The 20,918-nt window shown below is 43.1% G+C and carries 12 protein-coding genes, 1 tRNA gene, 3 rRNA genes, 1 other RNA gene and 1 other annotated feature; of the genes, 14 read left to right on the plus strand and 3 right to left on the minus strand.

Annotated elements, in window-relative coordinates; translation table 11 throughout:
• The first annotated feature begins 6 nt into the window (after window positions 1–6).
• From gyrA to PLANO_RS15295, 6 genes are all read left to right on the plus strand, one after another.
• A complete protein-coding gene (gyrA, locus tag PLANO_RS15270) occupies window positions 7–2,574 on the plus strand; it encodes a DNA gyrase subunit A (RefSeq protein ID WP_038705273.1) in 2,568 nt (855 codons plus the stop codon).
• A gap of 909 nt (window positions 2,575–3,483) precedes the next feature.
• A 16S ribosomal RNA gene (locus PLANO_RS15275) occupies window positions 3,484–5,033 on the plus strand.
• Window positions 5,034–5,229: 196 nt separating this feature from the next.
• Window positions 5,230–8,163: ribosomal RNA gene (locus tag PLANO_RS15280) — 23S ribosomal RNA — on the plus strand.
• 76 nt (window positions 8,164–8,239) lie between these two features.
• Window positions 8,240–8,355, plus strand: a 5S ribosomal RNA gene (gene rrf / locus PLANO_RS15285).
• Together the 16S, 23S and 5S rRNA genes form the textbook arrangement of a ribosomal RNA operon.
• 266 nt (window positions 8,356–8,621) lie before the next feature.
• Window positions 8,622–10,085, plus strand: coding sequence for an IMP dehydrogenase (guaB, locus tag PLANO_RS15290; RefSeq protein ID WP_038705274.1), 1,464 nt, complete (start codon window positions 8,622–8,624; stop codon window positions 10,083–10,085).
• A 109-nt stretch (window positions 10,086–10,194) separates the two neighbouring features.
• Window positions 10,195–11,553: a serine hydrolase gene (locus PLANO_RS15295; RefSeq protein ID WP_038705275.1), complete on the plus strand. Its 1,359-nt coding sequence runs from the start codon at window positions 10,195–10,197 to the stop codon at window positions 11,551–11,553.
• A 39-nt stretch (window positions 11,554–11,592) separates the two neighbouring features.
• Here the strand turns inward: PLANO_RS15295 and pdxR are convergent, their stop codons facing one another.
• A complete protein-coding gene (pdxR, locus tag PLANO_RS15300) occupies window positions 11,593–12,987 on the minus strand; it encodes a MocR-like pyridoxine biosynthesis transcription factor PdxR (protein ID WP_038705276.1) in 1,395 nt (464 codons plus the stop codon).
• 104 nt (window positions 12,988–13,091) lie between these two features.
• Here pdxR and pdxS point away from each other — a divergent pair, with 104 nt between their 5' ends.
• From pdxS to PLANO_RS15320, 4 genes are all read left to right on the plus strand, one after another.
• Window positions 13,092–13,976 carry a pyridoxal 5'-phosphate synthase lyase subunit PdxS gene (pdxS, locus tag PLANO_RS15305; protein ID WP_038705277.1) on the plus strand — a complete coding sequence of 295 codons (885 nt, stop codon included), beginning with the start codon at window positions 13,092–13,094 and terminating at the stop codon, window positions 13,974–13,976.
• Window positions 13,977–13,978: 2 nt separating this feature from the next.
• The gene (pdxT, locus tag PLANO_RS15310) at window positions 13,979–14,593 is read left to right on the plus strand and encodes a pyridoxal 5'-phosphate synthase glutaminase subunit PdxT (protein ID WP_038705278.1); all 615 of its coding nucleotides are present in this window, start codon (window positions 13,979–13,981) and stop codon (window positions 14,591–14,593) included.
• Window positions 14,594–14,604: 11 nt separating this feature from the next.
• Window positions 14,605–14,811: a binding site (T-box leader), on the plus strand.
• Window positions 14,812–14,873: 62 nt separating this feature from the next.
• Complete coding sequence (gene serS / locus PLANO_RS15315) at window positions 14,874–16,148, plus strand: serine--tRNA ligase (protein WP_038705279.1); 1,275 nt, start codon at window positions 14,874–14,876, stop codon at window positions 16,146–16,148.
• Between the two features lie 96 nt (window positions 16,149–16,244).
• Window positions 16,245–17,105 carry an alpha/beta fold hydrolase gene (locus tag PLANO_RS15320; protein ID WP_038705280.1) on the plus strand — a complete coding sequence of 287 codons (861 nt, stop codon included), beginning with the start codon at window positions 16,245–16,247 and terminating at the stop codon, window positions 17,103–17,105.
• Between the two features lie 15 nt (window positions 17,106–17,120).
• Here the strand turns inward: PLANO_RS15320 and tadA are convergent, their stop codons facing one another.
• Window positions 17,121–17,612: a tRNA adenosine(34) deaminase TadA gene (tadA, locus tag PLANO_RS15325; protein WP_156108916.1), complete on the minus strand. Its 492-nt coding sequence runs from the start codon at window positions 17,610–17,612 to the stop codon at window positions 17,121–17,123.
• A 123-nt stretch (window positions 17,613–17,735) separates the two neighbouring features.
• On the opposite strand from tadA, the gene PLANO_RS15330 reads away from it, so the two are divergent.
• The 3 genes from PLANO_RS15330 (at window position 17,736) to PLANO_RS15340 (ending at window position 19,995) form a co-directional block, all read left to right on the plus strand.
• The gene (locus PLANO_RS15330) at window positions 17,736–18,596 is read left to right on the plus strand and encodes a YitT family protein (protein ID WP_038705281.1); all 861 of its coding nucleotides are present in this window, start codon (window positions 17,736–17,738) and stop codon (window positions 18,594–18,596) included.
• Window positions 18,597–18,691: 95 nt separating this feature from the next.
• Window positions 18,692–19,330, plus strand: a complete 639-nt coding sequence (locus tag PLANO_RS15335) for a deoxynucleoside kinase (RefSeq protein WP_038705282.1) — start codon at window positions 18,692–18,694, stop codon at window positions 19,328–19,330.
• A complete protein-coding gene (locus tag PLANO_RS15340; RefSeq protein ID WP_038705283.1) occupies window positions 19,327–19,995 on the plus strand; it encodes a deoxynucleoside kinase in 669 nt (222 codons plus the stop codon). Before PLANO_RS15335 ends, PLANO_RS15340 begins: the two co-directional genes overlap by 4 nt.
• 129 nt (window positions 19,996–20,124) lie before the next feature.
• Here the strand turns inward: PLANO_RS15340 and PLANO_RS15345 are convergent.
• A tRNA-Ser gene (locus PLANO_RS15345) sits at window positions 20,125–20,217 on the minus strand.
• A 273-nt stretch (window positions 20,218–20,490) separates the two neighbouring features.
• Here PLANO_RS15345 and ffs point away from each other — a divergent pair.
• An RNA gene (ffs, locus tag PLANO_RS15925) (signal recognition particle sRNA large type) lies at window positions 20,491–20,756 on the plus strand.
• The last annotated feature ends 162 nt before the right edge of the window (window positions 20,757–20,918 follow it).

The following is a 20,918-nucleotide window of genomic DNA, read 5'->3' on the forward strand; positions in this document are numbered from 1 at the left end:
GCGGATATGGCTGAACGGCCGAGCAGTGGTGTTGAAGAAATAAACATAAGTACGGAAATGCGGACTTCATTTTTAGATTATGCAATGAGTGTTATCGTATCCCGCGCCTTACCAGATGTACGTGATGGATTAAAGCCAGTTCATCGCCGCATTCTTTATGCAATGCATGATTTAGGCATTACAGCAGAGAAAGGCTATAAAAAATCAGCGCGTATCGTTGGAGATGTTATTGGTAAATACCATCCTCACGGTGACTCTGCTGTTTATGAAACCATGGTTCGTATGGCGCAAGATTTCAGTTACCGCTATATGCTTGTAGATGGACACGGAAACTTCGGGTCAGTCGATGGAGATTCTGCTGCAGCAATGCGTTATACGGAATCTAAAATGTCGAAGATTTCGATGGAATTATTACGTGACTTAAACAAAAATACTGTTGATTATCGCGATAACTACGATGGTCAAGAAAAAGAACCAATTGTGTTACCAAGTCGATTCCCTAACCTTTTAGTAAACGGTACTTCAGGGATTGCTGTTGGTATGGCTACGAATATTCCGCCACACCATTTGGGCGAAACAATCGATGCGGTTTTGGCACTTGCTGATAATCCAGCAATCACGACTGAAGAACTTATGGAACATATCGAAGGACCTGATTTCCCGACTGGTGGTATTATCCTTGGTCGTAGTGGGATTCGTCGCGCTTATGAAACAGGTAAAGGTTCTGTGTTAATTCGTTCGGTTGTCGATATCGAAACAAAACCAAATGGCAAAGAAGTCATTATCGTTAATGAAATTCCTTTCCAAGTCAATAAAGCCCGTTTGATTGAAAAAATCGCAGAACTTGTGCGCGATAAGAAAATCGACGGAATTACTGATTTACGAGATGAGTCTGACCGTAACGGCATGCGTATTGTCATCGAAGTTCGCCGAGATGCCAGTGCAAGTGTTTTATTAAACAATTTATACAAACAAACGGCGATGCAAACCAGTTTTGGACTTAACATGCTGGCACTTGTAGACGGCCGACCAAAAGTTCTTAGCTTAAAAGAAATTCTTTTCCATTACCTTGAGCATCAGAAAGTGGTTATTCGTCGTCGTACACAATTCGAATTGACGAAAGCAGAAGATCGCGCTCATATTTTGGAAGGTTTGCGAATTGCATTAGATCATATTGATGCCATTATTGCGTTAATCCGTGGATCACAAACCGCAGAACAAGCACGCAATGGTTTAATGACTGATTTCAATTTAACTGAACGTCAATCTCAAGCCATTTTAGATATGCGATTGCAACGTTTAACAGGGTTGGAACGCGATAAAATTGAAGAAGAATATCAAGCATTAGTAAAATTAATCGAAGAATTGAGATACATTCTTGCGAATGATTACCGCATTCTTGAAATCATTAAAGAAGAAATGCTTGAAATTAAAGAACGCTTTAGCGACAAACGTAGAACTGAAATTACGACCGGTGGAGCGGAAATGTTTGAAGATGAAGATTTGATCCCAGTGGAAGCAACAGTATTAACACTGACTCATAACGGTTATATCAAACGTTTACCAGCTAACACTTACCGCAGTCAAAAACGCGGTGGACGTGGCGTACAAGGTATGGGGACAAACGAAGACGATTTCGTTGAACATTTATTGTATACGTCTACTCATGACACCATTCTATTCTTTACAAACAAAGGGAAAGTTTATCGTAAAAAAGGATATCAAATTCCTGAATACGGCCGGACTGCCAAAGGCTTACCATTGGTTAACCTTTTAGAAATTAGTAAAGAAGAGAAAGTTACAGCTGTTATCCGTGTGAAAGAATTCAAAGAAGACTCATTCTTCTTCTTTACAACACGTGAAGGTCTGAGCAAACGGACACCTGTAACAAATTATGCCAACATCCGTCAAAACGGTTTGATTGCGATTAGTCTTCGTGAAGAAGATGAACTTATTTCAGTGAAACTAACAGACGGCACTAAGGAAATGGTCATTGGTACTAAAGATGGTGCATTGATTCGCTTCCCTGAAACCGATATTCGCAGCATGGGCCGAACAGCTAGTGGAGTTCGGGGCATTCGTCTGCGTGAAGGCGATGCAGTAGTCGGTATGGAGATTTTGGATCCTAACGATAATGTATTGGTCATTACAGAGAAAGGATATGGTAAGCAGACGAAAGAATCTGAGTACCGTGTTCAATCTCGTGGCGGTATGGGAATCAAAACGTGTCAAATTACAGATAAAAACGGGCCTCTTGTTGCGGTGCGAACTGTTAATGGCACGGAAGATATCATGCTCATTACGGTCAATGGTATTTTAATTCGTATGGATGTTAACGATATTTCAACTACAGGCAGAAGTACGCAAGGCGTTCGTTTAATTCGATTAGGCGATGACGAAGTAGTAGCGACTGTGGCTAAAGTTAAAAAAGATATCGACGTTCCGGAAGAGTTAGAAGAAGGCGACGAAGAGAATGCAGAAACAGCAGTCAACGAAAACTCTGAAGCAAATGAAGTTGTTGCGGATGACCAAGTTGATCTTATAGAAGAAACTCCAGAAGAAGACGGAGAATAAGCTTGAGCCCCTTGATTCGAATCGAGGGGCTTTTGTTATGGAAAAAATTATTACGAGTTCGTCAGTTTTTTGAGTCAACAGAAAAGATGAAGTTTAATTTTTATAAGCTTAAGATCGCAGCAGACGTTTTACGATCAAGTCATCAATATCTCATGGCAATCGATTGTGTTCGGAAGTAGTTTCTAGAACAGCGACAAAGCGAAAGCTACGATTTTTTATTCAATCGTACTTTTCGAATCTTATTAACTTATGAGCCTATTAAAAAATGGCGAGAAGTTATATGGAAGAGCAATTTATAGATATAAGCTTGATCTACCCTGATGACTAATTCAGAAAGGTATCTTATAGATAAACAACTTTAAAAGTAGAGTTGGGATATTGAAACTGAGATATAGAATATACTAAATTGTTTCCAAAGCAGTTATGTTGGATACACGCTATTCATAAGTGAGTGGTTCAATTAGGGAAGTCGAATTGTTGATGAGTAGATTTCGATAATAATTTCACCTGTAGTAATACTGTCTTTTAGTAAGCGGAGTAGAGTGAAAAAGCTAGGGAAAACAAGTGGTGGAAAGGTTTAAGGAGAATTCCAAGAGTTCATTGTCTTTATCTTATTTAGCATATAAAGGAGGGAATCTTTATTTTGAAATAGACTTATTTTATTAAATTGAAGATTTCTTTGCATAAAGTGTTGACTCTCATATATCAGCATGGTATATTAGTTGAGTCGCCAATGAGCGCGGCAAACAACTTGAACCTTGAAAACTGAACAGCAAAACGTCAACAAATAGCAACGGTCGCGCAAAACGGCCCGCGCAAAACTTACTGATCAGCATTACGCAGATCAAAGCGAATCGTGCGTCTTCGGACGGCGATACGCCAGCAGTATTGAGCAATCAACACTACTCTATAATGGAGAGTTTGATCCTGGCTCAGGACGAACGCTGGCGGCGTGCCTAATACATGCAAGTCGAGCGGAACATTGGGAGCTTGCTCCCAATGTTTAGCGGCGGACGGGTGAGTAACACGTGGGCAACCTGCCCTGCAGATCGGGATAACTCCGGGAAACCGGTGCTAATACCGAATAGTTTGCGGCCTCTCCTGAGGCTGCACGGAAAGACGGTTTCGGCTGTCACTGCAGGATGGGCCCGCGGCGCATTAGCTAGTTGGTGGGGTAATGGCCTACCAAGGCGACGATGCGTAGCCGACCTGAGAGGGTGATCGGCCACACTGGGACTGAGACACGGCCCAGACTCCTACGGGAGGCAGCAGTAGGGAATCTTCCGCAATGGACGAAAGTCTGACGGAGCAACGCCGCGTGAGTGACGAAGGTTTTCGGATCGTAAAACTCTGTTGTGAGGGAAGAACAAGTACCAAGTAACTACTGGTACCTTGACGGTACCTCACCAGAAAGCCACGGCTAACTACGTGCCAGCAGCCGCGGTAATACGTAGGTGGCAAGCGTTGTCCGGAATTATTGGGCGTAAAGCGCGCGCAGGCGGTTCTTTAAGTCTGATGTGAAAGCCCACGGCTCAACCGTGGAGGGTCATTGGAAACTGGAGAACTTGAGTGCAGAAGAGGAAAGTGGAATTCCATGTGTAGCGGTGAAATGCGTAGAGATGTGGAGGAACACCAGTGGCGAAGGCGACTTTCTGGTCTGTAACTGACGCTGAGGCGCGAAAGCGTGGGGAGCAAACAGGATTAGATACCCTGGTAGTCCACGCCGTAAACGATGAGTGCTAAGTGTTAGGGGGTTTCCGCCCCTTAGTGCTGCAGCTAACGCATTAAGCACTCCGCCTGGGGAGTACGGCCGCAAGGCTGAAACTCAAAGGAATTGACGGGGGCCCGCACAAGCGGTGGAGCATGTGGTTTAATTCGAAGCAACGCGAAGAACCTTACCAGGTCTTGACATCCCACTGCCCGGTGTAGAGATACACTTTTCCCTTCGGGGACAGTGGTGACAGGTGGTGCATGGTTGTCGTCAGCTCGTGTCGTGAGATGTTGGGTTAAGTCCCGCAACGAGCGCAACCCTTGATCTTAGTTGCCAGCATTCAGTTGGGCACTCTAAGGTGACTGCCGGTGACAAACCGGAGGAAGGTGGGGATGACGTCAAATCATCATGCCCCTTATGACCTGGGCTACACACGTGCTACAATGGACGGTACAAAGGGTTGCCAACCCGCGAGGGGGAGCCAATCCCATAAAACCGTTCTCAGTTCGGATTGTAGGCTGCAACTCGCCTGCATGAAGCCGGAATCGCTAGTAATCGTGGATCAGCATGCCACGGTGAATACGTTCCCGGGCCTTGTACACACCGCCCGTCACACCACGAGAGTTTGTAACACCCGAAGTCGGTGAGGTAACCCTTGTGGAGCCAGCCGCCGAAGGTGGGACAGATGATTGGGGTGAAGTCGTAACAAGGTAGCCGTATCGGAAGGTGCGGCTGGATCACCTCCTTTCTAAGGATAAATTCGGAACCGAGTTTTCTCGGGGTTGACGTTTTGCGTTCAGTTTTGAAGGTTCACCTTCAGGCGGCAACGCCTTTTTTTGTGACTTTCAGACTTGTTCTTTGAAAACTGGATAAAACGACATTGAAACAAATGCAAGAAATTCAAGTACGCGTGACCATTGGTCACAACTTTTTAATTAACCATTGGTTAAGTTAGAAAGGGCGCACGGTGGATGCCTTGGCACTAGGAGCCGAAGAAGGACGGCACTAACACCGATATGCTTCGGGGAGCTGTAAGTGAGCGATGATCCGGAGATTTCCGAATGGGGGAACCCACTACCTTTAATCGGGTAGTATCCATGTGTGAATCTATAGCACATGAGAAGGCAGACCCAGGGAACTGAAACATCTAAGTACCTGGAGGAAGAGAAAGCAAATGCGATTCCCTGAGTAGCGGCGAGCGAAACGGGATCAGCCCAAACCAAGAGGCTTGCCTCTTGGGGTTGTAGGACACTCTATACGGAGTTACAAAAGGTAGGATTAGGCGAAGCGACCTGGAACGGTCCGCCACAGCGGGTAACAGCCCCGTAGCCGAAAACCCTACCCCTCCAGAGTGGATCCTGAGTACGGCGGAACACGTGAAATTCCGTCGGAATCTGGGAGGACCATCTCCCAAGGCTAAATACTTCCTAGTGACCGATAGTGAACCAGTACCGTGAGGGAAAGGTGAAAAGCACCCCGGAAGGGGAGTGAAATAGATCCTGAAACCGTGTGCCTACAAGTAGTCAAAGCCCGTTAATGGGTGATGGCGTGCCTTTTGTAGAATGAACCGGCGAGTTACGATTACATGCAAGGTTAAGCTGAGAAGGCGGAGCCGCAGCGAAAGCGAGTCTGAATAGGGCGCCAGAGTATGTAGTTGTAGACCCGAAACCAGGTGATCTACCCATGTCCAGGGTGAAGGTAAGGTAACACTTACTGGAGGCCCGAACCCACGCACGTTGAAAAGTGCGGGGATGAGGTGTGGGTAGCGGAGAAATTCCAATCGAACCTGGAGATAGCTGGTTCTCTCCGAAATAGCTTTAGGGCTAGCCTCAAGATAGAGAATCCTGGAGGTAGAGCACTGTTTGGACTAGGGGCCCATCCCGGGTTACCGAATTCAGACAAACTCCGAATGCCAGTGATTTATGCTTGGGAGTCAGACTGCGAGTGATAAGATCCGTAGTCAAGAGGGAAACAGCCCAGACCACCAGCTAAGGTCCCCAAATATCCGTTAAGTGGAAAAGGATGTGGCGTTGCTTAGACAACCAGGATGTTGGCTTAGAAGCAGCCATCATTTAAAGAGTGCGTAATAGCTCACTGGTCGAGTGACACTGCGCCGAAAATGTACCGGGGCTAAACGGATTACCGAAGCTGTGGATGGATCTCGTAAGAGATCCGTGGTAGGAGAGCGTTCTAAGGGCGTAGAAGTCAGACCGGAAGGACTGGTGGAGCGCTTAGAAGTGAGAATGCCGGTATGAGTAACGAAAGACGGGTGAGAATCCCGTCCACCGAATGCCTAAGGTTTCCTGAGGAAGGCTCGTCCGCTCAGGGTTAGTCGGGACCTAAGTCGAGGCCGATAGGCGTAGACGATGGACAACAGGTTGATATTCCTGTACCACCTCCCCGCCGTTTGAGCAATGGGGGGACGCAGAAGGATAAGGAGAGCGTGCCGTTGGTTGTGCACGTCCAAGCAGTGAGGCGTGGAATGAGGCAAATCCCATTCCTGATACGTTGAGCTGTGATGGCAAGAGGGTTTACCCTTAGAGTCCCTGATTTCACACTGCCAAGAAAAGCCTCTAGCGAGGCGGGAGGTGCCCGTACCGCAAACCGACACAGGTAGGCGAGAAGAGAATTCTAAGGTGAGCGAGTGAACTCTCGTTAAGGAACTCGGCAAAATGACCCCGTAACTTCGGGAGAAGGGGTGCTCTGGTAGGGTGAATAGCCCGAGAGAGCCGCAGTGAATAGGCCCAGGCGACTGTTTAGCAAAAACACAGGTCTCTGCAAAACCGTAAGGTGACGTATAGGGGCTGACGCCTGCCCGGTGCTGGAAGGTTAAGAGGAGTGCTTAGCGCAAGCGAAGGTGCGAATTGAAGCCCCAGTAAACGGCGGCCGTAACTATAACGGTCCTAAGGTAGCGAAATTCCTTGTCGGGTAAGTTCCGACCCGCACGAAAGGCGTAACGATCTGGGCACTGTCTCAACGAGAGACTCGGTGAAATTATAGTACCTGTGAAGATGCAGGTTACCCGCGACAGGACGGAAAGACCCCGTGGAGCTTTACTGTAGCCTGATATTGAATTTTGGTGCAACTTGTACAGGATAGGTAGGAGCCTGAGATTCCGGAGCGCCAGCTTCGGAGGAGGCGTCAGTGGGATACTACCCTGGTTGTATTGAAATTCTAACCCACAAGCCTGATCGGCTTGGGAGACAGTGTCAGGCGGGCAGTTTGACTGGGGCGGTCGCCTCCTAAAGAGTAACGGAGGCGCCCAAAGGTTCCCTCAGAATGGTTGGAAATCATTCGTAGAGTGTAAAGGCAGAAGGGAGCTTGACTGCGAGACGTACATGTCGAGCAGGGTCGAAAGACGGGCTTAGTGATCCGGTGGTTCCGCATGGAAGGGCCATCGCTCAACGGATAAAAGCTACCCCGGGGATAACAGGCTTATCTCCCCCAAGAGTCCACATCGACGGGGAGGTTTGGCACCTCGATGTCGGCTCATCGCATCCTGGGGCTGTAGTCGGTCCCAAGGGTTGGGCTGTTCGCCCATTAAAGCGGTACGCGAGCTGGGTTCAGAACGTCGTGAGACAGTTCGGTCCCTATCCGTCGCGGGCGCAGGAAATTTGAGAGGAGCTGTCCTTAGTACGAGAGGACCGGGATGGACACACCGCTGGTGTACCAGTTGTTCTGCCAAGGGCATCGCTGGGTAGCTATGTGTGGCCGGGATAAGTGCTGAAAGCATCTAAGCACGAAGCCCCCCTCAAGATGAGATTTCCCATTGCGCAAGCAAGTAAGATCCCTCAAAGACGATGAGGTAGATAGGTTCGAGGTGGAAGCGTGGCGACACGTGCAGCTGACGAATACTAATCGATCGAGGACTTAACCAACAAATTGTAGGCGAAAATCTTGCACGTTCCAATGTCGTTTATCCAGTTTTGAGTGAACAAGCACTCAACCAAATAGTCCAGTGATGATGGCAAAGAGGCCACACCCGTTCCCATCCCGAACACGGCAGTTAAGCTCTTTTGCGCTGATGGTAGTTGGGGGTTTCCCCCTGTGAGAGTAAGACGTCGCTGGGCAATTCAAGAAAGTCGTTACCGATTCCGGTAACGGCTTTTTTTCATGGTTATTAGAGAAATCAAATCAGTACTAAAATATGTAAATAAACAAATATCAATATAATGAAGTTACCCGTAAAATCATATAATATAAGAATTTAAAAACAAACACCTTCATTTGATTAATTATTCTAAATTTTTTTTCTTTTAGTAGTTTCTTGACACACTATATGGACGCTGATAACCTTAACAATAATATTTAAAGGAAGCGGGAGGCGCGTTAATTTATGTGGGAGTCAAAATTTGTAAAAGAAGGCTTAACGTTTGATGATGTATTACTTGTACCAGCTCATTCGGAGGTATTGCCGAAAGACATTGATTTGGCAGTTGAATTAACACCAACACTTAAGTTGAAAATTCCAGTAATCAGTGCAGGTATGGATACGGTGACAGAAGCTAAAATGGCTATTGCTATGGCTCGTCAAGGCGGATTAGGGATTATTCATAAAAATATGAGTATTGAAGAACAAGCTGAACAGGTCGTGACTGTAAAGCGTTCTGAGAACGGCGTTATTACAGATCCTTTCTTTTTGACTCCTGAACACCAAGTTTATGATGCTGAGCATTTAATGGGGAAATATCGAATTTCAGGTGTTCCAATTGTAAATAATGAAAAAGAACTTAAACTTGTTGGAATTATTACGAACCGCGATTTGCGCTTTATCCAAGATTATTCTTTGATGATTAACGATGTAATGACAAAAGAAAAATTAGTAACTGCCCCAATCGGAACAACATTAGAAGATGCTGAAAAGATCTTGCAACAATATAAAATTGAAAAATTACCAATCGTTGATAGCGAAGGTGTTTTAAAAGGCTTGATCACAATTAAAGATATTGAAAAAGTGATTGAGTTCCCGAATGCTGCAAAAGATAGTCATGGTCGTTTGCTAGTAGGTGCTGCTGTAGGTGTTACTTCAGATACAATGAAGCGCGTTGAAAAATTAGTCAAAGCTTCTGTAGATGTTATCGTACTAGATACAGCTCACGGTCATTCAGAAGGCGTATTAGGAATGGTTAGACAAATTCGTGCGACATACCCGGAACTATCAATCATTGCAGGAAACGTAGCTACTGCTGAAGGCACAAAGGCATTAATTGAAGCTGGTGCAGATGTAGTTAAAGTAGGTATCGGGCCTGGTTCTATCTGTACGACTCGTGTTGTAGCAGGCGTGGGTGTTCCGCAAATTACAGCAGTTTATGATTGTGCAACAGAAGCTCGTAAACATGGCAAAGCAGTCATTGCTGATGGCGGGATTAAGTATTCTGGCGATATCATCAAAGCATTAGCAGCTGGTGGACATGTAGTAATGCTAGGTAGCTTGCTAGCTGGTACAACAGAAAGCCCTGGAGACACAGAAATTTTCCAAGGTCGTCGTTTTAAAACATACCGTGGAATGGGATCGATTGCTTCAATGGAAAAAGGTTCAAAAGACCGTTATTTCCAAGACGATGCAAAAAAACTAGTTCCAGAAGGTATTGAAGGCCGCATGCCATATAAAGGACCTCTATCTGATACGATTCATCAATTATTAGGTGGTATTCGTGCAGGAATGGGATATTGCGGAACAAAAGATTTACAGGTTTTACGTGAAGAATCACAATTCATCCGTATGACTGGAGCTGGCTTACGTGAAAGCCATCCTCATGATGTACAGATCACGAAAGAATCTCCTAACTACTCAATTTAATATACCGAAAGCACCTGATTCATCATCTTAATGGATGAATCAGGTGCTTTTTTTATGTTTATGTCTTAGAGTCTCGTGGATATGCTAAAATAGCATGTGGAAACTTTTAATGGAGGTATTTAAACAAGTGAGAAATTTAGTAGACAAAGGATTATTAATAGCATTACTAGCTGTATTCATGATAACTACAATGACTCCGCAACAAGTAAATGCTGAGGAGTCATTAACTATAATGGCGGAAGCTGCAATATTAGTAGATGCTGAAAGTGGTAAAATTCTTTATGAAAAAAATGCTGAAAAACCTTTAGGGGTTGCCAGTATGACAAAGATGATGACGGAGTATTTATTGTTTGAAGCGATTGAAGAAGGTAAAGTAACTTGGGATCAAGAGTATCAAGTAACGGATTATACTTATCGTGTTTCTCAAGACATGCGTTTGAGCAATGTACCATTTCGTGCAGATGGCTCTTATACGATCAAAGAAATGTATGAAGCAATGGCCATTTTTTCTGCCAATGCAGCAACAATCGGTATCGCGGAAACCATTGCTGGGACGGAAAGTGACTTTGTTCAGTTGATGAATAAAAAAGCAAAAGAAATGGGTTTAGAAGAAACTACTTTTGTTAATTCTACGGGCCTTAGCAATTCAAGCTTGATGGGGATGCATCCAGAAGGCACAAAAGAAACAGATGAAAACATTATGCCGGCACGTTCAGTTGCCAAATTAACGAAAATTCTATTGGACGATTATCCAGAAGTATTAGATACAACAAAAATTCCATTAAAAATGTTTCGTGAAGGAACGTCAGATGAAACTCGTATGGAAAACTGGAATTCGATGCTTCCAGGATTGATTTATGAATATGAAGGTGTCGATGGATTGAAAACGGGTAGCACGGATTTTGCCGGGTATTCGTTTGCAGGCACAGCAAAGCGTGATGATACACGTTTGATCACTGTTGTGATGGGAGCTGTAGATAGCAAGGGTGAAGGTTCTTACAAAGCTCGATTTGATGCAACTCGTGTGTTATTCGATTACGGTTTTGATGAATTTACGAAAGAAGAGCTTATTCCTGCGGGATATCAGTTTAAAGAACAAGGTACATTAGAAGTTGAAAAAGGTGTAGAAGAAAAAGTTGCTATTGCGGTAAAAGAGCCGGTAACGATGATGATTCGGACGACTGATAAAGAATTGTATCTACCGGAATTGGTATTAGATAATTCAATTGTTCAAAATGGCAAGTTAGAAGCTGAAGTAGAAAAAGATTTAGTGGTAGGTTCGATAGAGATTACCAAAACAGACGGAACGGAATATGGTTATTTAAGTGGCAATGAAAAGAACGTCAAAGTTGCCACAACTGAGTCTGTAAAACGTGCAAATTGGGTATCTTTATCATTGCGTAGTGCAGGAGAATTTTTATCTTCTGCATGGGACGATGCCAGCAATTTTGTAAAAGAGTTATTTTAATAGGGAAAGCCGTTCATCTATTCGGATGAACGGCTTTTTTTACTGAATTTCCCAACAAGACATTAATTCAGTAATTCCAGTATGAATTTCTTCTTCAGACAATCCACCAAATCCAAGCACGATTTTAGGAAATGTGCTGTCTTTTTTATAGACATCGTAAGAATGTAAGCCAGTGACGCGAATTCCCACTTGTTTTGCTCGTTGCACTAGTTCGTTTTCGCTCAAATTGGTTTGTATGGTTAAAACGATGTGCATACCTGCTTGTTCGCCAGAAAGCGTAACTGCTGGAGAGAATGGAGCGAGAGATAGACTAAGTCGTTTTATTTTCTTTTGATACAACTTACGCATGCGATTCAAGTGACGTGCGAAATGACCTTCTTTCATAAACTTAGCGACCATGTGTTGATCGTGTCTCGGTACAGAAGAAGAGTAATGCCTAAAGGTTTGCTGATATGATGACAACAGTCGTTTAGGCAATACCATATAAGCAAGACGCAAAGAAGGCATTAATGACTTGGAAAAAGTACTAATGTAGATGACACGATCACTTAAATCGATACTTTGAAGAGCTGGAATCGGCTGACTTGTATAGCGGAATTCACTGTCATAATCGTCTTCGATAATATAGCGTTCGGGTTTTGCTGCAGCCCAGTTTAGTAGTTGTGCTCGTTTTGTAGCACTCAACACAGACCCAGACGGAAATTGGTGTGAAGGGGTTACATAGGCCACATCGACGATAGAAGCTTCTAGTTGGCTAATATTTAAGCCGTCTTGTTCTATATCAATAGGGATTGCTTGACGGTCGTGATGATTGAAAATACTATGGGTCAAGGCATAACCAGGATTTTCATAGCCATAGACCAGTTTTTTATCAAGTAATCGAATCAATAAAGGCAATAATTGTTCTGTTCCTGAACCAATAACGATTTGATCTGCCTGACAAACAACACCACGTGATTGATACAAATAACGAGCAATTTCTTGACGTAAGGCGTCATCACCTTGAGGATGACCAGATAATAATAATTCATGATTGGAATCATCCAAAATATCGCGTGTCAGTTTCCGCCAAGTTAAAAAAGGGAAAGAATGCGTATCGATGCTCCCAGAGTTGAAATCTATTTTATATGAAATGGGTTCTTCTATAACGGGTTCGTCATGCGGAATATCTAAATAGGCCAGTTCTTCAACCGGTTGGGCATAAAAACCTTTGCGCGGTCGTGACTCAATAAACCCTTCAGCAACAAGTTGTCCATAAGCAAGCTCTACAGTTGTTTGGCTTATTTGTAGGTAATCGGCTAATTTTCGTTTACTTGGCAATTTTGTATCGACGCGTATTTTACCTTCAATAATTGCTTTTTTAATTTCACGGTAAAGCTGCTTGTATAAAGGGATTTGTGATTGTTTTTGAAGCTGAAACATCAGCATATCCATGTGAATTCCTCCGACTGACCTTATTGAAATGATTATAACTGAGTCTTTTTATATGGTCAATTCCTATTATACTGAATTTATCAACAAATAGGAGGAATTCACAAATGACTGAACAAGGAACAGATCGTGTAAAAAGAGGAATGGCCGAAATGCAAAAAGGTGGCGTGATTATGGATGTCGTCAACGCAGAACAAGCACGTATCGCGGAAGCTGCAGGAGCTACGGCTGTTATGGCACTTGAACGAGTGCCTTCTGATATTCGGAGAGATGGCGGAGTCGCACGTATGGCAGACCCGCGTATCACCGAAGAGGTAATGAAAGCTGTATCCATCCCAGTGATGGCGAAAGCTCGTATTGGCCATATTGTAGAAGCTCGTATTTTAGAAGCGATGGGTGTCGATTATATTGATGAAAGTGAAGTACTAACACCGGCAGATGAAGAGTTTCATTTGCTAAAAAATCAATACACAGTCCCTTTTGTTTGTGGATGTCGTAACTTAGGTGAAGCAGCCCGTAGAATTGGCGAAGGTGCTTCGATGCTTCGAACAAAAGGTGAACCAGGTACAGGTAATATTGTCGAAGCGGTTCGTCATTTGCGACAAGTAAATGCAGAAGTGCGAAAAGTCATTGCCATGAGTGAAGACGAACTAATGACAGAAGCCCGTAACTTAGGAGCTTCTTATGAGTTTTTAAAAGAAGTTAAAAGTTTAGGGCGCTTACCGGTAGTTAATTTTGCTGCAGGTGGGATTGCTACACCAGCGGATGCTGCGTTAATGATGGAATTAGGAGCGGACGGCGTATTCGTTGGTTCTGGTATTTTTAAATCGGATAATCCTGAACGATTTGCACGTGCGATTGTTGAAGCGACTACACATTACCAAGATTACAAATTGATCGCTGAACTGTCAAAAGACCTTGGTATTGCGATGAAAGGTATTGAGATTTCAACGATAGCTGCTGGCGAACGTATGCAAGAGCGGGGTTGGTGAGGATGAAACGAGTTGGGGTCCTCGCTTTGCAAGGGGCAGTTCGTGAGCATATCCAGTCGATTATAGCCTGCGGAGCGGAAGCGATTGCTGTTAAATGGCCAAAAGATCTTGAAAACTTGGATGGATTAATCTTACCAGGTGGAGAAAGTACGACAATGCGCCGACTAATTGATCGTTACGGCTTGATGGAGCCACTTCGAGAATTTGCTCACACAGGAAAACCGATGTTTGGTACATGTGCGGGATTGATTTTGCTTGCTGAAACAGTCGTTGGCAACGATGCTGCGCATATTGGTGTGATGAATGTTCTGGTTGAACGAAATTCATTTGGTCGACAAGTAGATAGTTTTGAAGCACCACTTGAGATAGAAGGCATCGATGGAGCTTTCGACGCGGTCTTTATCCGAGCACCACATATTGTCAGTGTTGGCGAAGGGGCCGAAGTGTTATGTACACACGACGGAAAAATTGTGATGGCGAGAGACGGTCAATTTCTCGGTTGCTCGTTTCATCCAGAACTAACTGATGACCACCGCATTACCAATTATTTTCTAAATATAATACCGGATAAGTCAGACCTTCTCTTGCCAAACCCATCAACTTATAGTAAAGTATGATTAATTTAAAAGACGAAACGTTGATGGGAAGTAGTAAAACGAGTGTTTTTCTAAAGAGAGCCGGTGGTTGGTGCGAACCGGTGAAAAACGCGTTTGAATCCACCCCGGAGTTGCATGGCGAAAAAAGCCATTGCCGGTTTAAATGCCGTTATGTGATGAAGAGGATTGGCTTTTGCCGATCAATCAGGGTGGCAACGCGGGTAGCTCTCGTCCCTTTACCAAGGGATGGGGGCTATTTTTGTTGTCTTTTTTTATTTTAAAATTTGAGGAGGAAAACAGTATGTTGGATATTCGTTTTGTACGTGCCAATTTTGAAGAAGTAAAAGCCAAGCTTGGAAAGCGCGGAGAAGATATTTCAGTGCTTAATGATTTTGAAGGGTTGGATCTAAAACGCCGTGAATTGATCGCGCAAACTGAAAAATTAAAAGCCGAGCGTAATGAAGCGTCTCAAAATATTGCAACGATGAAACGTGCGAAAGAAAATGCGGATGAGGCTATTGCTAAAATGCGTGAAGTCGGTGATCAAATCAAAAAGATTGATGATGAGTTAAAAGCAGTAGAAGAAAGCTTAAATTATATTATGATGCGTGTGCCAAATATTCCTCATGATAGCGTTCCATTTGGTGATTCTGAAGACGACAACGAAGAAATTCGTACATGGGGTGACAAGCCTGAGTTTGACTTTGAAGTTAAGCCACATTGGGATTTAGGAACAGATTTAAACATTATTGATTTTGAACGTGCAGCGAAAGTAACAGGAAGCCGTTTTGTCTTTTACCGTGGTCTTGGCGCACGCTTAGAACGCGCATTGATCAACTTTATGATGGACCTCCATCAAGAAGAGCATGGCTATGAAGAAATGTTGCCGCCTTATATGGTGAACCGTGAAAGCTTAACAGGCACTGGCCAATTACCGAAATTTGAAGAAGATGCATTCTTAATCGAGAAGGAAGATTATTTCCTGATTCCGACTTCTGAAGTACCGGTAACTAACTTTTACCGAGATGAAATTTTAACGGCAGATATGCTACCTCAGGCCTTTGCATCTTATAGCGCGAATTTCCGCTCTGAAGCGGGTTCTGCAGGTCGCGACACACGCGGACTAATCAGACAGCACCAATTCAATAAAGTCGAGCTAGTGCGCTTTGTAAAGCCAGAGGATTCTTACGACGAATTAGAGAAATTGACAGGACATGCGGAGAAAGTACTGCAACTTTTAGGACTACCTTATCGCGTCTTAAAGATGTGTACAGCCGACCTAGGGTTTACAGCTGCCAAAAAATACGATATCGAAGTATGGATTCCAAGCCAAGAAACATATCGTGAAATTTCTTCTTGCAGTAACTTTGAAGATTTCCAAGCAAGACGTGCAAATATTAAATTCCGTCGTGAAACAACAGGAAAACCTGAATTTGTTCACACATTAAACGGCAGTGGATTAGCAATTGGTCGTACGGTGGCAGCATTACTTGAAAACTGTCAGCAAAAAGATGGATCAATCCTAATTCCTGAAGTATTGCAGCCTTATATGGGCGGCAAAAAGATCATTGAATAATCGTCTAAAAAGCTCAAAAGCATTTGCTTTTGAGCTTTTTTATTCGGCAAAGAGGGTAAAGAGGGGGTAACAGTAAGCAAGATAGGAGTGATTTGTATGAGCAGCATAAGCTTTCGCTATATCGAGACTAACGGCATCAAGCTGCATACTGCGATAGCAGGTCCAAAAGATGGTCCTTTAGTTGTTTTATTGCATGGCTTTCCGGAATTTTGGTTTGGTTGGAAAAATCAAATTCAACCCTTGGCGGAAAAAGGCTATCGAGTAGTAGCACCTGACCAACGTGGCTATAATTTGAGCGATAAACCGAAAGGCATTGATCATTATACAATTGATTATTTGCGGGATGACGTGATTGGGATTATTGAATTTTTTCAAAAAAAGAAAGCGATTATTATTGGCCATGACTGGGGCGGTGCAGTGGCTTGGCATTTGGCGTCCACGCGTCCTGAATATGTGGAGAAATTGATTGTGTTGAACATCCCACATCCACGAGCAATGCCGCGGGTATTTATGAAAAATCCGTTACAGTGGATGAAGAGCTCCTATATCGCGTTTTTTCAATTACCAAACTTGCCCGAGAAAGCTCTTGGTATGAGAGAGTTTAAAGTCATGCAGCAAGGCATTGCAAAGTCGAGCAACCCGGACGCTTTTTCAATCGCTGAAATCGAGCAATACAAAACGGCGTGGTCGCAGTCTGATGCATTGACGGCGATGCTTAACTGGTACCGGGCTATCCGGAAAGGGAGCTTTAAGCAATTGTCCGAAGCGAAAATCAACGTGCCGGTCCGAATTATTTGGGGATTAGGCGATCAGTTCTTGTCACCTATGTTAGCAAAAGAAAGCATGTCTTTTTGTGAAGAAGTCAATTTGGCATTTGTCGGAGAAGCGACGCATTGGATTCAGCATGAACAACCAGAAATCGTCAATCATTTAATTGATCAATTTATTAATGAATAAAAAACGGAAACCCCTCTACAGCTGGGTTTTCCGTTTTAGTTTTTTTGCTTCTCTTAAATTTCGGAAAAACTGTGTTAATAATTGCCCACATTCGTCAGCAAGTACATTTTCTGTAACTTGGCATTGATGATTAAAGCGGTCGTCATTTAGCAGACGATACAAAGAATCGACACAACCAGCCTTTGCATCTCGTGCTCCGTAAACGATATGTGGAATGCGTGATTGCAATATGGCGCCCGCACACATTGGACAAGGCTCTAACGTAACGTAAAGCTTTGTATCTTCAAGTCGCCAATTGCCAAGGTGCAGGCAAGCTTCTTGAATGGCTAATAGTTCAGCATGTGTTACGGCATTTTGTGTTGTTTCGCGCAAATTATGCGCACGTGCAATCACTTTGTCTTTATAGACGATCACGGCGCCAATCGGAACCTCGCCTTTAGCAGCTGCTTTATTGGCTTCTTCAATCGCTAATTGCATATAAAAATGATCTTTTTCCATTCCGTTCATGATGCATCGCTCCTTGAATCTAGTGTAGCATTTTCTATTGAACAAAAGAGTCATGCAGACAAAAATCATAGAACAGCGTAAAATGAAGAAACTAGATACTAGACAGTGGGGAGTGGTAGAAGAATGAAACAACATAAAAAAGAAAAACCTCTTCATTTCATTCTACGATTTATTTTTATCTTTATTGGTGCTACTATGGCAGCAGCTTCCATCGAATTATTCTTAGTCCCCAATTCGATTATTGATGGCGGTATTATTGGGATTTCTCTAATTATAAATTATTTGACTGTTATTCCTTTTGGAGTATTGATCGTGGCGATCAATTTGCCTTTCCTTTATTTTGGCTATAAGCACATCGGTCGAAACTTTTTCATCTCCTCTATTTTTGCGATTGTTGCGTTGGCATTGATCGAAATTCCAATGCATAAAATCGAACCTTTTATAGATGACCCACTTCTAGCTACCATATTTGGTGGATTGCTTCTTGGTATGGGCGTTGGACTTGTTATCCGCAATGGTGGCGCACTGGATGGCACCGAAATTCTTGGTATTTTATTGACGAAAAAATTGCCATTTTCAATCGGTGAATTTGTGATGTTTTTCAATATTTTTATCTTCGGATGGGCTGCCTTTGTTCTTGGGCTTGAACAGGCAATGTATTCGGTTTTGACTTATTATATTGCTTCTAAAACAATTGACGTGGTCATACAGGGACTTGAAGATACGAAAGCAGTACTCATTATATCTGAAGAATACGAAGAAATCGGTTCGGCGATTAATGATCGTCTTGGACGAAGCTTTACGAAGTTACATGGTCAAGGGGGGTATTTGAATACACCCAAAGATGTCATATATGTGGTGGTCACTCGTTTAGAATTGACTAAGCTCAAGCAAATTGTCGCAGATGTTGACTCGAAAGCCTTTTTAACGGTTATGGATACACAGGAAGTCCACGGTGCGACCTTTAAAAAACCGATTCATTAATAAATTCCTCCATTTTCCACTCTACTTTTAAAGAGAGTGATGTGGTAAAATAAATGGCATTGCAATTTACTTGAATCGAAAAAGGAGGACTTCACATGCCGGTTCCATTCATCACGGTAGAAGGCCCGATTGGTGTAGGTAAGACTTCGCTAACCAAAGCGCTCGCCGATCAAAATCAATTTCAGCTATTAAAAGAAATTGTTGACGAAAACCCGTTTTTAAATAAATTTTACGAAGATATAGCAGAGTGGAGCTTTCAGACAGAGATGTTCTTCTTGTGTAATCGTTATAAACAATTAGCCGATATACAGAAAAAGTTCATCTCTAATCACGAACCAGTAGTCGCGGATTATCATATCTTTAAAAATCTTATTTTTGCGAAACGTACATTGCCAACAGCTGAATATGCCAAGTACGAAGCCATCTATAAAATTTTAACAGTAGATATGCCAAAGCCGAATATGGTGATTTACTTACATGCGAGTCTAGATACGTTGATGAAACGCATCAAGTTACGAGGACGCGAGTTTGAGCAAATGATTACACCTGAATATATGGAGCAATTGGCTGCGGATTATCATGAGTTTATCGAACGCTTTGAACGAGAGCATCCGGAAATTCCCGTTTTACGCTTTAATGGGGATGAAATCGACTTTGTTCAAAACGATGGCGACTTGCAACTGATCCTGGACAAAGTAGATGCAACTTTACAGAAGAGGAGTTTGACCTTATGAATTTACGTGAAAAATACGGCATTCCACAAAATGCTGTAATTACAATAGCCGGCACAGTAGGTGTTGGGAAATCTACGATGACAAAAGCTTTAGCAGATGCATTGCAATTCCGCACATCTTTTGAAAGTGTTGAGTCCAATCCATATTTAGATTTGTTTTACGATGATTTTGAAAAATGGAGCTTCCATTTGCAGATTTATTTCCTTGCAGAACGCTTTAAAGAGCAAAAGCGGATGTTTGAATATGGTGGCGGATTTATCCAAGATCGTTCAATCTATGAAGATACCGGGATTTTTGCGAAAATGCATTGGGATAAAGGCACAATGAACAATGTGGATTATGAAACGTATACGAATTTGTTTGAAGCTATGGTCATGACTCCTTATTTCCCACATCCAGATTTATTGATTTACTTAGAAGGTTCGATCGAAGACATTCTGTCGCGCATACAAGAACGTGGACGGGCGATGGAGCAGCAGACACCGGTCGATTACTGGCTAGAAATGCACCAGCGCTATGAAAATTGGATCAACTCTTTTAATGGCTGTCCAGTATTGCGTTTAAACATCAATGATTACGATTTATTGAAGAATCCGGAGTGTTCGGAACAAATTGTTGAACGCATCGGTGACTTTATGCAACAAACGTCGATTTTACGCAAATAAACAAACCCCTTGAGCAATTGCTCAAGGGGTTTGTTTATTTCCCGGGAAATATAAAAAGGACATAAAAAAACCGGAAGGCCTGAGCCTTCCGGTTTGCTATATCGTAGTTATAAAAAGTTAAATTAAAAATGGAGGAGGAAGAGGGATTCGAACCCCCGCGGGATTTGACTCCCCTGTCGGTTTTCAAGACCGATCCCTTCAGCCAAACTTGGGTATTCCTCCGTGTGAGACAAGAATTAATTTATCATGGATGAATAATAACTGTCAACAGTTTTTAAAGATTTTTTTATTTTATTTTAAAATAATCTTATTTGATGGATGAAAAAGCTGAATGACTGGTAAGTCTGAAAGTAGTATAACTAAGCTCCATATGCAATAGTGAAAATAGAATTTGAATAACACGTGGACCTATACTCAAGGCAATGAAAAAGAAATTTTCATCAATTGAAGGTTACGGATTGATTTTTCGTAGATTAATTCGTATACTAGTAAATGCCGTGCTAGGTGGGAAGATAGCGGTGTCCTGTAACCTGCAATCCGCTTTAGCAGGACTGAATTCCTTTCTGAGGCTGTTTGTATGTAAGGTCTGCCTCGTGCACGTAGTGTTGACATCTGGGTCCTGCGCAATGGAATCCCATGAACCATGTCAGGTCCGGAAGGAAGCAGCATTAAGTGGAACATTCCATGTGCCGCGGGATCGCCTAGATCGAGCCAACGACAAGGGTAACGCTTATGTACAGCAGTCGAAGAAAGGTGCACGGCAAAAATTGTAATTTCAAACCTGTCCGCTCTCGTAGCGGGCAGGTTTTTTTATTTTTTAAGTCGCATAATCGTCACGTGAATCGCAGGGTATCGTTCAGAAAAAACTATGTTTTATGGTATAATGACAGGACGAAAAACAGATTCTTCAAAAGGAGAGAACA

The sequence above is a fragment of the Planococcus sp. PAMC 21323 genome (assembly GCF_000785555.1).
In the GTDB taxonomy this organism is placed as follows: Bacteria; Bacillota; Bacilli; order Bacillales_A; family Planococcaceae; genus Planococcus.

Coding starts and splice junctions, on each gene's coding strand:
- gyrA (WP_038705273.1), top strand. CDS start 7: ATGGCTGAACGGCCGAGCAGTGGTGTTGAAGAAATAAACATAAGTACG.
- guaB (WP_038705274.1), top strand. CDS start 8,622: ATGTGGGAGTCAAAATTTGTAAAAGAAGGCTTAACGTTTGATGATGTA.
- PLANO_RS15295 (WP_038705275.1), top strand. CDS start 10,195: ATGGAGGTATTTAAACAAGTGAGAAATTTAGTAGACAAAGGATTATTA.
- pdxR (WP_038705276.1), bottom strand. CDS start 12,987: ATGGATATGCTGATGTTTCAGCTTCAAAAACAATCACAAATCCCTTTA.
- pdxS (WP_038705277.1), top strand. CDS start 13,092: ATGACTGAACAAGGAACAGATCGTGTAAAAAGAGGAATGGCCGAAATG.
- pdxT (WP_038705278.1), top strand. CDS start 13,979: ATGAAACGAGTTGGGGTCCTCGCTTTGCAAGGGGCAGTTCGTGAGCAT.
- serS (WP_038705279.1), top strand. CDS start 14,874: ATGTTGGATATTCGTTTTGTACGTGCCAATTTTGAAGAAGTAAAAGCC.
- PLANO_RS15320 (WP_038705280.1), top strand. CDS start 16,245: ATGAGCAGCATAAGCTTTCGCTATATCGAGACTAACGGCATCAAGCTG.
- tadA (WP_156108916.1), bottom strand. CDS start 17,612: ATGAACGGAATGGAAAAAGATCATTTTTATATGCAATTAGCGATTGAA.
- PLANO_RS15330 (WP_038705281.1), top strand. CDS start 17,736: ATGAAACAACATAAAAAAGAAAAACCTCTTCATTTCATTCTACGATTT.
- PLANO_RS15335 (WP_038705282.1), top strand. CDS start 18,692: ATGCCGGTTCCATTCATCACGGTAGAAGGCCCGATTGGTGTAGGTAAG.
- PLANO_RS15340 (WP_038705283.1), top strand. CDS start 19,327: ATGAATTTACGTGAAAAATACGGCATTCCACAAAATGCTGTAATTACA.